The organism is Thaumasiovibrio clandestinus (genome assembly GCF_047250365.1).
Lineage (GTDB): Bacteria > Pseudomonadota > Gammaproteobacteria > Enterobacterales > Vibrionaceae > Thaumasiovibrio.
The window spans coordinates 124,802-138,505 of the sequence record NZ_JBLBVL010000003.1 but is presented as its reverse complement, the minus strand read 5'-3'; the positions used below and the strand labels follow the sequence as shown (position 1 = coordinate 138,505).

Sequence of the window (13,704 nt, the reverse complement as noted above, 5' to 3'; positions counted from 1 at the left end):
TTTACCCTCATTAATTCGAATTAATGGCACACTGGCATACAGCCAGTGAATGGATGTTTAGCTTCATCGTTGCTCTGATTATGATCACTAAATGGATGACATCCCTTGCAAAAACGTTATCGGTGCTACCCTGAACAAAGCAGATAGTGTATCTTATCAACTAATTAATCCTCACCGTTAACTAACAATATCTTTATGAACATTCCTCTAATCATCAGTCTAGTCGTTGTATTGCTATGCCTTATCATCGGTTACAACATTATGGTGCAATACCGTGAAAAGATAGAAAGTGCAAAGCGTCAAGAGTTAGCTAAACATATCGCAATAATCGATGCGACAGAGGATCTTATTGGGAATGCACATAACTTTCCTTATAGTAAAGAGCTGTTAATTTGCTTGAACCAGCGCATTTATGATGCGCTTATTCATATGCAGGAGATTAACCCTTCCGACAAGCAGCTAGGACAACGCGCTGCTAATGTGGAAATACAGATCAAGCAACTCGCCGATCACTATACCGATGGCGACACTGCCAGTTTTCGGGTCCCAACTAGCGACAAACAGGCCATCGCCATGCTACAGCTAGTCAAACGATTACGTAATGTAATTAAAGCAGAGCACAGTAAAGGTCGGCTATCAACGCAGGTCTATGTCGCTGAAAACGCGCGGCTTGAAAGTAAGCAGCTCAAAATCAATATAGAGAATGTAATAAAGCGCGCCAGCGAAGCAAAGCAAAAAGACCAACTCGGCACAGCAAAGCAGCTACTTAAGAAAGGCCTGGATGTGTTATCAATGAAAAGTGATGATTACTCCGCCACCACCAAAACCAAATTACAAAAGATGCTAACGGAGATTGAAGAGGGGCAGCACAAAAATCAACATCGTGCCCGCCAAGAAATTATTGACCGCGAACAAAATGATCTCGATGCGCTATTTCAACCAAAGAAGAAATGGTAGTCAGTCACCTCCCCCTTTCAGGTCAGTCACCTCTCTGACCGGCTCACAGCAATTATTTAAGCTTGTGGCATGCCTGAATGAAAGCGGAATTCACTGTCGGCGCTGAGGATTAGCGTCGACTCGACTTGAGCAAAATAATCAACACGTTCACTAATATCGGCACTCGATACCAATGTCGCCAACGATAGATAATCTTGGTAATGCCTTGCTTCTGAGCGCAGCAAAGACAGATAAAACCGCTGTAGTGTGTCGTCTAGATACGGTGCCAGTTGGGCGAACCGTTCGCAAGAGCGCGCTTCGATATATGCCCCAACAATAAGCTTGTCTATCATCGCTTCAGGTTCATATGTCCTCACATGTTTAAACAGCCCTTTCGCATAACGGCTCGCCGAGACCGTCTTACACCGTACACCGTACTGCGCCATTATCTCTAGCACTTGATAAAAATGGTGGAGCTCTTCTTTGATCAATAACACCATTTTATCGACCATCTCCTGACCTCCCCTAGCCCCTAGTTTGGCGACCAGTGTTTTCGACAGGTTCGGTGTTGCTTTTAGTCCTTCAACCGATCCAACCCCACGATAAATAAAGTCTTCATAGGGTTTTAACCACGACATCAAAATTTGCTGACTCTGTTTATCCACCACATAAGTTCTCAGCAGTAGCGTTGCGCTTTGGGCGGCCTTTAGCTCACAGAGGATATGATCTTGCAAGATGATATCAAGGTTTCGGGCTTTATGGCTTGCTCTATCCATGCCTTCGGTGTGGCGGCCTGTAAAAATCCGTTACTTAGTGGTAATACCGACACTTCTTTCATTGCACCTCCATATGTACTCACCACATTCAAATTTAATACGTAGCTTAGAGAACACTAATCCATGCGTTAGTATAGTAAAACGCGAAATAGCACAAACAAAAAAAGGCAGCGTTATGCTGCCTTTCTTATCGAGAAATACGACTATTTTTCTGCTTTTTCGGCCTTTTTAGGCTTCTTACGCTTATCCGTTATTTCCCATTTCCCGTCAATGAACAAACCTGTCCAACCTGAAGGTTTTCCATCAACTTCCGAACGGATGTAGTTCTCTTTGCTCTTACGGCTAAAGCGAACCACCGCCTTTCTTCCATCTGGATCTTCTGTTGGCGCATCAGCCAAATATTGGAACTTCGGCGAAATTCTATCCTTAAATCGCTTTAACTCTTCCACCAATGGGGCACGAGTTTCACGAGATTTAGGGAACGTACTCGCCGCCAAAAATAGCCCTGACGCCCCATCTCGCAATACAAAGTAAGCATCAGGATCTTGCGTACATGGCAGTTCCGGCAGATGAACCGGATCTTCTTTTGGTGGTGCTACTTCACCATTTTTCAAGATCTTACGTGTGTTTTTACACGATTCATTGGTACAGTCCATATACTTACCAAAGCGGCCCGTTTTTAGCTCCATGTCTTCGCCACATTTGTCGCACTCAACCACTGGCCCATCATAGCCTTTTAGTTGGAACTCGCCTTTCTCAACCACAAAGCCGTCACAGTTCGGGTTATTACCGCAAACATGTAACTTACGTGTCTGGTCGATCAAGTAGGCATCCATGGCGGTTTCACAAACCGGACAACGTTTCTTCGCTCGCAACGCGGCAGTTTCAACGTCTTCTTCCAGCACGTTGACAATACCGTCTTCATCACCAAGGTTGATCGTGGTTTTACAACGCTCCTTCGGTGGCAAGGCATAACCAGAACACCCTAGAAATACCCCTGTCGATGCGGTACGAATACCCATTGGGCGTCCACATGTTGGGCACTCAATATCGGTTAAAACGATATGGTTTGGCTGCATGCCGCCGTGATCTTCGTCCATTTCAGCGGTTTCGAGATCTGAGGAAAAGTCGCTAAAGAATGTATTCAGCACCTGCTTCCATTGCGCCTGACCGTCAGCAATTTTATCTAAATTACCTTCCATTCGAGCAGTAAAGTCGTAGTCCATCAAATCTGCAAAACTTTGGTCTAAGCGATCAGAGACAATCTCACCCATTTTTTCAGCATAAAAGCGTCGCTGCTCAACACGCACATAGCCACGGTCTTGAATTGTAGAAATGATTGACGCATAGGTTGATGGACGACCAATGCCACGCTTCTCTAACTCTTTTACCAATGCCGCTTCAGTAAAACGCGCTGGTGGCTTGGTAAAATGCTGTTTCGGATCCAGTGTTTGAAGTGTTAGCACATCACCGACAGCCAAGTCAGGTAAAATAACATCTTCATTCTTGCCCATTGGACGCTGTACTGCTGTCCAACCGGCAAACTTGAGCACACGTCCCTTCGCTTTTAGGGTGAAGGTTCCGGCAGCGACGGTCAGCGTACTAGAGTCGTACTTGGCTGGAGTCATCTGACAAGCAACAAACTGACGCCAAATTAGGTCATACAGCTTCACTGCATCAGCATCCATACCAACGAGATCTTCTGGCTTAACCATCACATCAGAAGGACGAATCGCTTCGTGCGCTTCTTGTGCGTTCTCTTTGCTACCGTATACATGTGGCTTTGACGGTAAGTAAGCATCGCCGTGGTTGCTTTGAATATAATCACGTACAGCTTCGACCGCTTCTTTGCTCAAGTTGGTCGAGTCGGTACGCATATAAGTAATATAACCCGCTTCATACAAACGCTGTGCGAGACCCATGGTGCGCTTCACACCGTAGCCTAAGCGCGTACTGGCCGCTTGTTGTAGTGTCGAGGTGATAAAAGGCGTTGGTTGCTTTGACGACGTAGGGCGAGATTCACGCTCAACCACGTTATAGTCTGCCTTCTCCAACAACCCATTCGCAGCCATCGCTTCTGTTTCATTAACAGGTCGAAACGCCTTACCGTCTTGCTTTGTCACCGCTAAACGCAGCGCTTCAGCAGAAGCCGTCGTAGTATCAGCATGAATATCCCAAAATTCTTCGGGAACAAACGCTTTAATTTCGCGCTCGCGCTCAACCAACAGCTTCACCGCAACCGACTGTACACGGCCCGCAGATAAGCCACGTGCGACTTTCTTCCACAACAGTGGCGACACCATGAAACCCACAACGCGATCAAGAAAACGTCGCGCTTGTTGCGCGTTAACGCCATTGATATTCAGATCACCCGGCGTTTCAAAGGCCTGTTGAATAGCATTTTTAGTAATTTCATTAAACACAACACGTTTATAGCGCGATTCATCCCCACCGATGATCTCACGAAGGTGCCACGCAATGGCTTCTCCTTCGCGGTCCAAATCGGTTGCGAGATAAACAGTGTCTGCGTTTTCTGCTAGTTTTTGCAGCTCCGCAACAACTTTTTCTTTACCAGGCAAGACTTCATACTGTGCTTCCCAGTCGTTATACGGGTCCACACCCATTTTGTTGATGAGTGATTTTTTATCTTTCTCTTTCTTAATTCGCGCTTTTTCTTCCGCACTTAAGCCTTTTGTCGAGATAGGCGCGGCTTTCTTTCCATTGCTACGCGCCCCCGTTGGTAAATCACGGACGTGACCTACACTTGATTTAACGATGAAGTCTTTACCAAGGTACTTATTGATTGTTTTAGCCTTGGCAGGGGACTCCACGATGACCAGAGATTTACCCATTTTACTCTAAACGTCCTCATGCGATAAACGCGCTATAAACTTTTGCTTCTAACAACAGCGATTCAAACCTTTTTATATATTGGGCGAGAATTTCTTGAGGTCAACCTATTTTATCATCCTTGCATCGTGATTGGTCGCCTTAACCTCAGTTGTTAATGTAAGGTTACAATACCCGATTTCGCAATCTCTCGACTACAAAACAGTACGAAGCGTCATCTTTAGCAATAAAATCCAGCGCTGCCTATGTCGATGAAGAAGTTTTTGTGACTGATCACAAATTTTGTAATAATTGATGAAATATTTGATTAACTCCACCGCATTTTTACAATAACCCCAATCACAGAAGGTATGCACGATTATGAGCGATAAACAGGCTATTAGTCGCAACGAATTATTGATGATTGCCAACCAAATCATTCAAGATCACGACAGTTATATTGAAGGCATGCGCGCTGATGCTGTTGAAGAGAAGGCCGATGTTTTGGTATTTAAAGGAAATTACTTCTTGGATGACAATGGGTTGCCTACACCAAACACCACAATGGTTTTTAACCTGTTCAAACTACTGGCCCATCAACTATCACCAAAATTCACACTCGATGATGCTAAATAGCTAGCAACTCGAAGTTAAAGGGTCTAGAAGAGCCTTGGGCGCCTTCTAGACCTAAGAGTGGCTTAACCTTCCATCGTGTAGCTATCGTCATCAGAAGGCGATTTAGGCGGCTTTGATGCCGGAGAGGTTCCACCTAATGGATCTGAACCAAAGCGGTTTGGTCCAACCGTACCTTTTAAGCAGCCTAATTCAACAAAAACAAACACTGGACCGATAACCGGCACAAAGGTCAGTAAAACCCATAAACCTGATTTATTTCTGTCATGTAAGCGCTTAATATTTAGTGCAATTGATGCCCACCATACAAATAGCATTACCACGAATGATAACCCATCACCGATAAGCGACCCACCGGGTTGCTGCAGGTAAAAAAAGGTTGGCATAAAGACCAGCATCACTGGAATACTATAAATCCAATAAGCTTTGCGTGGCATACGGCCTTGTGTTGACAGTAATGCCCATTTCTGACTATTGATCATGCCTGTCCCTCTAAACAATTGGTTTTTGCCCACGGCCAATCCACTTCAACAATAAATTGTCGGCAGCTTCGCCTGTGGCACCCGCTAATTTTTCTGCCAGCTTTTTACGTTGTACATACTTCACCGCTAAAACATCACGCTCTTTACACGCCTGCATGACCAAATCATCACTGGTTGCAATTTTATCGATCAAGCCAAGACCAAGCGCTTGCTGACCAAACCAATGTTCTCCAGTTGCAACCTGTGCTAAATCCAGTTTAGGACGATGATCAGCGATAAAGTCCTTGAATAAACCGTGTGTTTCTTCTAACTCTGTTTGGAACTTTTCACGCGCTTTATCGGTATTTTCGCCGAACATCGTCAATGTTCGCTTAAATTCACCCGCTGTCATCTGCTCAAAATCAATATTATTTTTCTTTAATAACTTATTGAAATTAGGGATCTGCGCAATCACGCCAATAGAGCCAATAATCGCAAACGGCGCAGCAACAATCGTATCTGCGACGCATGCCATCATATATCCCCCACTGGCAGCCACTTTATCGACCGCAATCGTTAAGCGAATACCTGCACTCTTTAAGCGATCCAGTTGAGAAGAGGCCAAACCATAACCATGCACCATGTTTCTAAGCGCAATAAAACTTCGTCTCCAGCGACAGCGACCGCTAATATTGCTGTCACCTCTTCACGAAGCGCGGCGACTTCTTTAGCGTCAATACTGCCAGTAAATGACAGAACAAAGGTACGCGGCTTACGAGAAGGTCGGATATCGCCACTCTTGCTCGCTTGCTTGGCTTCTGCTTCCTGTGCTTTTTGTTTTTTCTTATCGCGTTTTTTCTCTTCTTTGTCTCGCGCCTTTAGCATCGCTTTATCAAAAAGATGGTGCTCTAACTGTTCAATGGTTTCACGGTGCTTTTTATTTAAATCCGTGACTTCAATTTCCCCCGCTTCATGCTGGGCACCCTTGACACTTTTTGCCACAATAAGCAATGTCACAATGGCAACCACCACTGTGGCTACTTTGGCCAAAAACAGGCCATAATCAAACAGAAATTCCAAGTCTGAATCCTTTTTCGTTATAGTGTGATAGGTACATTGTAACCAAGTTGCCAGCTGCTTAGAATAATTCTCTGTAAAGTATATGAAAACACTTTGTCATTGCAGTCATTGACCCACTATACAACAACAAAAAAGGAAGGATGTGTGAATTACACTATTGCTCAGGATGAATTAAACGATAACGTTATCCTTGTCACCGGCGCAGGTGATGGTATTGGTCGACAGGCGGCATTAAGCTTTGCACAACATGGCGCCAATGTCATTTTACTGGGTCGCACAGTGGCAAAACTGGAGGCCGTTTATGATGAAATCGAACAAACAACAGGCCGCCAAGCCGCCATTATTCCACTGGATTTACACGGTGCCACAAAACAACACTACCTTGATATGGCGGAAACGATTCAAGAGCAGTTTGGCCGTTTAGATGGTGTATTACATAGTGCAGGGTTATTAGGCACACTAGCACCATTCCACCAGCTCGATGAAGGCATGTACGATGAGATAATGCAAGTTAATGTAAAGGCAGAGTTTTTAATGACGCAGGCCTTACTTCCTCTATTAAAAGCAGCACCGGCAGGTCGTCTTGTGTTTACCAGTTCAACCGTTGGTCATATCGGACGGGCTTACTGGGGAAGTTACAGTATTTCTAAATTTGCGACGGAAGGGATGATGCAAGTCATTGCTGATGAATACAGCAATACCTCTGTGCGGGTAAATGCCATTAATCCCGGTGCAACACGCACAAAGATGCGTGCTGCTGCTTACCCAGCTGAAGATCCAATGACGTTAAAAACAGCAGCTGAACTCATGCCGCTATATCTTCACCTAATGTCATCCCGCTGCGATATCAACGGCGAGTGCATCGATGCTCAACCTAAGTAACGACTCGATTGATACATCGAGAAAATAGACCGCAATAAAAAAAGCAGCCTAAGCTGCTTTTTTATATGCGATGTATTTTTATCTAATTACTTACGCGTACGTACCTTACTACTCGGACGTGGTGTTTTAGTACGGCTATTCGTCGTGGTTGGTTTTCCACTTGGCTTACCACCTCGACGCTGACGACGTCCACCACGCTCTTCTTCAGCACGCTCTTCGTGACGACGTACGGCGCGACGAATCTTTTGTACGCGCGGCTTACGTTTTTTCTTCTCAACGGTCAGCATTGTATTTTTTTCCGCTGGAAGCTCAACAGCAGTTCGCAGCTTGTTCACTTCTGGAAGGTCTAACTCCATCCAACCGCCTCGCGGTAGATCTTTGGTTAAGAAAATATCACCATAACGAACACGCTTTAATCGGCTAACCGTCACACCTTGTGAATCCCACAAGCGGCGAACTTCACGATTTCGGCCTTCGTTAATAACAACATAAAATGTATGGTGATTACCTTCACCACCGGCATAAACCACATCTTCAAAACGGGCCATACCATCTTCTAGCTTCACACCTTTCACCAAGTTGCGAACCATCTGCTCGTTAACTTCACCAAAGACACGAACTAAATATTCACGTTCTACGGTACGGCTTGGGTGCATTAAACGGTTTGCCAACTCGCCATCTGTTGTGAACAGTAGCAAACCAGAGGTATTAGCATCCAAACGCCCAACTGAAACCCAACGCCCACCTTGCAGTCGAGGTAGACGATCAAATACAGTGCGGCGCCCTTCAGGGTCGTTTCGAGTACACAACTCACCTTCTGGTTTGTTATAAACAAGGACACGACAAACGTCTTCGGCTGGTGAAGGAAGATCAATTACATGACCATCAATACGTAGTTTTACGTCGCTTGATTCCAAACGATCGCCTAGCTTTACTATCTTGCCGTCAACACTGATGCGGCCTTGTTGAATCATCGCTTCAATTTCACGACGAGACCCATGACCCGCACGAGCCAGCACTTTTTGAATTTTTTCGTTCATCTGATAAACCTTTTGTCGCCTTCACAGGCGTCGAAACCCCCACCAACCTTTGAGCCTGTCTCAAAGGGGGCTGAGATTTTACGCCAAACACCGTGGTAACACCAGCATTAGTCACCGCGATTAGAGGATCTCTGGCTATTCAAACGGCGCCGTTTCTCCCGCGCCAACCCGAGCAATCACAGGTTGATCATCGGTCAAGTCAATCACGGTGGTTGGCGCTTCACCTAAATACCCACCATGCATAATTAAATCAACCGCATGTTCTAACTGATCACGAATCTCATCAGGGTCAGATTCTGCTGTCTCTTTCCCCGGTAAAATCAACGTTGTCGACATCAAAGGTTCACCCAACGCCTCGAGCAAATCCAGTGCAATTTGATTATTTGGTACACGAATACCAATGGTTTTCCGCTTAGGGTTCATTAAACGTCGTGGCACCTCTTTGGTCGCTTTAAAAATAAACGTATACGCTCCGGGCGTATTATTTTTTAGCAAACGAAAAGCCGTATTATCCACCCGAGCATAAAAAGATAGCTCAGATAAATCACGGCACAGCAAGGTGAAGTTGTGACTATCACCTAAACGTCGAATACGACAGATACGCTCCATCGCGCCTTTATTTTCAAGCAAGCAACCCAAAGCATAACCAGAATCAGTGGGATAAATAACGACGCCACCATTACGAATAATCGCAACGGCTTGGTTGATTAATCGCGTCTGTGGGTTTTCTGGGTGAACATAAAAAAACTGACTCATTGTTTCTCCTTAATCCTGCGCACTCTCGGTACGTGGAGATTCTAGTGCCCAACCTTCCCAAATCGGTGTCACACCGGCAGGGGCAAACAGGTTTCGCCCTAATTCTGTAAACGGGGCTGGGTAGTGAAAATCAGACCCTTGCGATGCCAATAATTCATACTCAATGGACCAATCAGCCAAATTACGGCGATCTTGTGGCGACTGCTGAGGTAGCGTGACCTCTAACGCGTCTCCCCCGACTTGTTTAAAGTAAATGATTAATCGTCTAATCCATTTTGCGGTCAACCCATAACGCCCTGGATGAGCAAGTACAGCTTGCCCTCCTGCTGCATGTATTGCGCTGACCGCTTCCTCTATCGGCCCCCAATTAGGTGGCACATAGCCTGGATTATTCCTAGTAAGGTATTGTTTAAAAACTTGTTGTACCGATTTAGCATAGCCGTTGGCAACCAACCATTGTGCAAAGTGAGATCGCGTTAGCGTATTCCCTTCACCCGCTAATGCCCTTGCTCCTTCTAACGCGCCTGGAACGCGCTGCTTCTCAAGTCGATGACCCATTAATTCGGCGCGCTCATCACGCCGATGGCGTTGCGCTGCGACCAAGGTCGTGATCGCAGCATGCTCAGGGTCGATATTCAATCCAACAATATGAATATCCTTATTTTCCCATACGGTTGATATCTCAATACCGTTAATCACCGTCAGCGGTAGTTTCGCCGATTTAACGGCATGATGCGCTTCTGCCAACCCTGCCACACTATCATGGTCAGTAATGGCTAACACCGCAACCCGTTTCTCTACCGCCCGGTGAACAAGCTCAGCAGGTGATAAACGCCCATCTGATGCTGTTGTATGGCTATGCAAATCAAAAATCATAATTTATCGCTTGACATCAACCTACCGAACTAGTTTACTAGTACACAGTTAAAGGCCAATGCCCATTGTTTAAAAGGTACTAATCATGTTACAACAAATTCTCATTATCCAAACAACTTCTTGGTGGTGGCGCTTAGATCATCGGGTATAGGGACTGCTGTAACGACAGAGCCTCATGCCCGCTTTTTAGCGGGCTTTTTATTTTTATCAGAGATTTACGCAACAAGAGACAGGAAATAATATGATTATCGTACTAAAACCAGAAGCAACCGAAATTGAAGCGAAACAGATCCTGTCCCGTATTGAACAAGCCGGTTTAAAGCCCCTGTACATGCCCGGCATTGAGCGCATTGTTTTAGGCGCCCTAGGTGATGAACGCATCCTGCAAAAATTGCATCTTGATGCATTCCCTTGTGTTGAACAGCTCAAACCAATCTTAAGCAAATATAAAATGGTGAGCCGAGAAGTTCAGGCGCACGATACCGTCGTTCGTTTTGGCAATGCGGCCATTGGCGGCAATAGTTTTGCTGTGATTGCTGGCCCATGTTCTGTCGAATCTCAAGAGCAATTACTTTCTGTTGCAAAAATGGTCAAGCAGCATGGCGCTATCGCATTACGAGGAGGGGCTTTTAAACCTCGCACCAGCCCTTATGACTTTCAGGGTCTCGGCGTTGAGGGGCTAGCACTATTGCAACAAGCGAATCAGCAGCTAAACATACCAACAGTGTCAGAGGTCATGGAAGTGAGCCAAGTTAACACCATGCATGACTACGTAGACTGTTTACAAATTGGCGCGCGAAATATGCAAAACTACGCGCTATTAAAAGCCGTCGGCGAAAGCGGTAAACCGGTGTTGCTAAAACGCGGTCTGTCCGCCACCATTGAGGAGTTGTTGCTCGCAGCGGAGTACATTTACGATGCAGGCAACCCAAATATTATCTTATGCGAACGCGGGATACGCACCTATGAAACTGCCACCCGAAATACACTCGACCTTAATGCTGTCGCCTACCTAAAACAGAAGAGTCACCTGCCTGTTATCGTTGACCCTAGTCATGGCACTGGTGTTAGGGAACTGGTGATCCCACTGTCTCGCGCTGCCGCCGCTGTCGGGGCAGACGGCATTATTGTCGAAGCACATCTCAACCCTTGTGAAGCATTGTCCGATGGCCACCAAGCGCTGACTGAGCCCATGTTCGAGCAATTAATGCAAGAGCTACGTCCCTTTGTTGAAGCAGCAGGTAAAACGTTATGAAAACATCTTTAGCATTGGGAGAATTAGAGCTACTTAATCTCGATGTACCCTATGTCGCGGAGCCTACACAACTGTACCATTCCGTTTGTGGTCAAAGCCCGTATCACCTGCTTTTAGAATCGGCTGAGATTGACTCTAAACAAGATCTGAAAAGCCTGATGCTAATTGATGCTGCTGTTCGTATCCGCTGCATGGGCAACGAAGTGACTTTTACCGCGCTCTCAGAAAATGGCAGTAATGTGCTGACGCATTTGCACAGTTGTATCCCTAGTGAGATCAGTGCAACGCTAAAACACAACGAGCTAATATTAACCTGTCCACAACCGAACAGTGATGTCGATGAAGATAGCCGCTTACAACAGCGCTCTCCCTTCGATGCATTGCGCCTTGTCCAGCGCAGCTTCAACTTGGAAGCGCATCCTGAAAATGCCCTATTTTTAGGCGGCCTATTTGCTTATGATCTTGTTGCAGGGTTTGAACCTCTCCCCGATGTTGAGTCAACAAACCGTTGCCCTGATTACCTATTTTATCTTGCCGAAACGCTATTGATCATCGACCACCAACGTCGTAAAGGAAAGCTCCAGGCAACACTGTTTGGTGGAGAGCACTACACGGCGAGCTATTACGAACTAAGCCGTCGCCTACAGCAAGTTAAAGAGTCTTGTTTGCAGCCGTTGAGTATTCCGGCAGCACCCACAATCGAAACCCAGGAACCCAACGTCAACATTGATGATGCGACTTTCTGCAATACTGTTAGTGCGTTAAAAAACTATGTCATCAATGGGGATATCTTTCAGGTTGTCCCCTCACGTCGCTTTACGCTGCCTTGTCCAGCACCACTGGCTGCCTATCAAGCACTAAAAGAGGGCAACCCAAGTCCTTACATGTTCTACATGCATGACAAAGACTTTACCCTGTTCGGTGCGTCGCCGGAAAGTGCCCTGAAATACAGCCAAGCATCAAACCAAATTGAAATTTACCCCATCGCTGGCACTCGACCACGTGGCAAGAACCAAGATGGTAGCATCAATTTCGATTTAGATGGGCGAATCGAGCTGGAGCTGCGCAACGATGTAAAGGAAAATGCCGAACATATGATGTTGGTTGACCTTGCTCGTAACGACGTGGCCCGTATCAGTCAACCGGGTACGCGCTATGTTGCTGACCTGCTAAAAGTTGATCGCTATAGCCACGTTATGCACCTCGTCTCTCGTGTCGTCGGTCAATTGCGTGATGAACTCGATGCACTGCACGCCTATCAAGCCTGTATGAATATGGGCACGTTGACTGGAGCCCCGAAAATTCGCGCCATGCAACTGATTCGCGATGTCGAACAAGCTCGGCGTGGTAGCTACGGCGGTGCGGTGGGCTATTTGAATGGCCAAGGCGACATGGATACCTGCATCGTTATCCGCTCTGCGTATGTCGAAGACAACATGGCCACCGTCCAAGCTGGCGCGGGGGTTGTGTTTGACTCAGACCCTCAAGCGGAAGCAGACGAAACACGGGCGAAAGCGCAAGCGGTCTTAAAAGCAATCCAATCTGCTCATCAGGAGACAAAATAATGAATATTGTGTTACTCGACAATTTTGACTCCTTTACTTATAACTTAGTTGACCAATTTCGCACCTTAGGGTATCCGGTCACTATTTATCGCAATAGTCTCAGCGCAGCGAAAATTGAACAAGCCTTAAACGAACTCACGAATCCGGTTTTGGTTCTCTCTCCAGGCCCTGGTGCGCCAGCAGACGCAGGCTGTATGCCGGAGCTTATTCAACGCGTTAAAGGCAAGATTCCGATGATCGGGATCTGTCTCGGCCATCAGGCCTTAGTTGAGGCATACGGCGGCACCATTGTGAACGCTGGTGAAATCATGCATGGTAAGTCCTCTTTAATGACACACAATAAGCATGAGGTCTTCGGCTCTTTACCTAATCCACTGCCCATTGCTCGCTACCATTCACTAGTGGCTAAAAATATTCCTGACTGCTTGCAAGTCACCGCTTCCAGCGAAGGACTAACGATGGCGATTACCCACGAGCAAGATCGCGTTTGCGGTTTTCAATTCCACCCAGAATCAATCTTAACCACGCAAGGCGCACAACTGCTCGTTAATACCCTTAACTGGGTCAACAGCCCTGCACCTTCCGACATTAAAATCAGCGATTAATAACAGGTAA

General features: G+C 46.2%; 11 protein-coding genes and 2 pseudogenes. 6 read left to right on the top strand and 7 right to left on the bottom strand.

Annotation, left to right across the window (positions count from 1 at the left end):
* Positions 1-195: 195 nt before the first annotated feature.
* Positions 196-957, top strand: a complete 762-nt coding sequence (locus tag ACKLNH_RS06215; protein WP_413111387.1) for a DNA repair protein — start codon at positions 196-198, stop codon at positions 955-957.
* Between the two features lie 56 nt (positions 958-1,013).
* Here the strand turns inward: ACKLNH_RS06215 and miaE are convergent.
* Positions 1,014-1,774, bottom strand: a pseudogene (miaE, locus tag ACKLNH_RS06210) (tRNA isopentenyl-2-thiomethyl-A-37 hydroxylase MiaE).
* A gap of 141 nt (positions 1,775-1,915) precedes the next feature.
* Positions 1,916-4,564 (bottom strand): type I DNA topoisomerase, encoded by a 2,649-nt coding sequence (gene topA / locus ACKLNH_RS06205; protein WP_413111386.1) that lies wholly within the window; start codon positions 4,562-4,564, stop codon positions 1,916-1,918.
* A 358-nt stretch (positions 4,565-4,922) separates the two neighbouring features.
* Between topA and ACKLNH_RS06200 the strand changes: the two genes are divergently transcribed.
* Positions 4,923-5,177, top strand: a complete 255-nt coding sequence (locus ACKLNH_RS06200) for a YciN family protein (RefSeq protein ID WP_413111385.1) — start codon at positions 4,923-4,925, stop codon at positions 5,175-5,177.
* Positions 5,178-5,239: 62 nt separating this feature from the next.
* Here ACKLNH_RS06200 and ACKLNH_RS06195 read toward each other — a convergent pair whose 3' ends face one another.
* Together ACKLNH_RS06195 and sohB are read right to left on the bottom strand one after the other, a co-directional pair.
* Complete coding sequence (locus ACKLNH_RS06195; RefSeq protein WP_413111384.1) at positions 5,240-5,656, bottom strand: DUF805 domain-containing protein; 417 nt, start codon at positions 5,654-5,656, stop codon at positions 5,240-5,242.
* 10 nt (positions 5,657-5,666) lie between these two features.
* A pseudogene (gene sohB / locus ACKLNH_RS06190) lies at positions 5,667-6,715 on the bottom strand (protease SohB).
* A gap of 144 nt (positions 6,716-6,859) precedes the next feature.
* On the opposite strand from sohB, the gene ACKLNH_RS06185 reads away from it, so the two are divergent.
* Positions 6,860-7,597 carry a YciK family oxidoreductase gene (locus tag ACKLNH_RS06185; RefSeq protein WP_413111383.1) on the top strand — a complete coding sequence of 246 codons (738 nt, stop codon included), beginning with the start codon at positions 6,860-6,862 and terminating at the stop codon, positions 7,595-7,597.
* 86 nt (positions 7,598-7,683) lie between these two features.
* On the opposite strand, the gene rluB is transcribed toward ACKLNH_RS06185, so the two are convergent.
* From rluB to rnm, 3 genes are all read right to left on the bottom strand, one after another.
* A complete protein-coding gene (rluB, locus tag ACKLNH_RS06180; protein WP_413111382.1) occupies positions 7,684-8,637 on the bottom strand; it encodes a 23S rRNA pseudouridine(2605) synthase RluB in 954 nt (317 codons plus the stop codon).
* A 135-nt stretch (positions 8,638-8,772) separates the two neighbouring features.
* Positions 8,773-9,393: an L-threonylcarbamoyladenylate synthase gene (locus ACKLNH_RS06175; RefSeq protein ID WP_413111381.1), complete on the bottom strand. Its 621-nt coding sequence runs from the start codon at positions 9,391-9,393 to the stop codon at positions 8,773-8,775.
* 9 nt (positions 9,394-9,402) lie between these two features.
* Complete coding sequence (rnm, locus tag ACKLNH_RS06170; RefSeq protein ID WP_413111380.1) at positions 9,403-10,269, bottom strand: RNase RNM; 867 nt, start codon at positions 10,267-10,269, stop codon at positions 9,403-9,405.
* 241 nt (positions 10,270-10,510) lie between these two features.
* Between rnm and aroF the strand changes: the two genes are divergently transcribed.
* From aroF to ACKLNH_RS06155, 3 genes are read left to right on the top strand one after another with little or no spacing between them, the layout of a single operon-like run.
* Positions 10,511-11,524 (top strand): 3-deoxy-7-phosphoheptulonate synthase, encoded by a 1,014-nt coding sequence (gene aroF / locus ACKLNH_RS06165; protein WP_413111379.1) that lies wholly within the window; start codon positions 10,511-10,513, stop codon positions 11,522-11,524.
* A complete protein-coding gene (locus ACKLNH_RS06160) occupies positions 11,521-13,089 on the top strand; it encodes an anthranilate synthase component 1 (protein WP_413111378.1) in 1,569 nt (522 codons plus the stop codon). The genes aroF and ACKLNH_RS06160 overlap by 4 nt, the downstream gene beginning before the upstream one ends.
* The gene (locus ACKLNH_RS06155; RefSeq protein ID WP_413111377.1) at positions 13,089-13,694 is read left to right on the top strand and encodes an aminodeoxychorismate/anthranilate synthase component II; all 606 of its coding nucleotides are present in this window, start codon (positions 13,089-13,091) and stop codon (positions 13,692-13,694) included. Before ACKLNH_RS06160 ends, ACKLNH_RS06155 begins: the two co-directional genes overlap by 1 nt.
* Positions 13,695-13,704 lie beyond the last annotated feature (10 nt).

Coding starts and splice junctions, on each gene's coding strand:
- ACKLNH_RS06195 (WP_413111384.1), bottom strand. CDS start 5,656: ATGATCAATAGTCAGAAATGGGCATTACTGTCAACACAAGGCCGTATG.
- ACKLNH_RS06200 (WP_413111385.1), top strand. CDS start 4,923: ATGAGCGATAAACAGGCTATTAGTCGCAACGAATTATTGATGATTGCC.
- rnm (WP_413111380.1), bottom strand. CDS start 10,269: ATGATTTTTGATTTGCATAGCCATACAACAGCATCAGATGGGCGTTTA.
- rluB (WP_413111382.1), bottom strand. CDS start 8,637: ATGAACGAAAAAATTCAAAAAGTGCTGGCTCGTGCGGGTCATGGGTCT.
- aroF (WP_413111379.1), top strand. CDS start 10,511: ATGATTATCGTACTAAAACCAGAAGCAACCGAAATTGAAGCGAAACAG.
- ACKLNH_RS06215 (WP_413111387.1), top strand. CDS start 196: ATGAACATTCCTCTAATCATCAGTCTAGTCGTTGTATTGCTATGCCTT.
- ACKLNH_RS06155 (WP_413111377.1), top strand. CDS start 13,089: ATGAATATTGTGTTACTCGACAATTTTGACTCCTTTACTTATAACTTA.
- ACKLNH_RS06160 (WP_413111378.1), top strand. CDS start 11,521: ATGAAAACATCTTTAGCATTGGGAGAATTAGAGCTACTTAATCTCGAT.
- topA (WP_413111386.1), bottom strand. CDS start 4,564: ATGGGTAAATCTCTGGTCATCGTGGAGTCCCCTGCCAAGGCTAAAACA.
- ACKLNH_RS06175 (WP_413111381.1), bottom strand. CDS start 9,393: ATGAGTCAGTTTTTTTATGTTCACCCAGAAAACCCACAGACGCGATTA.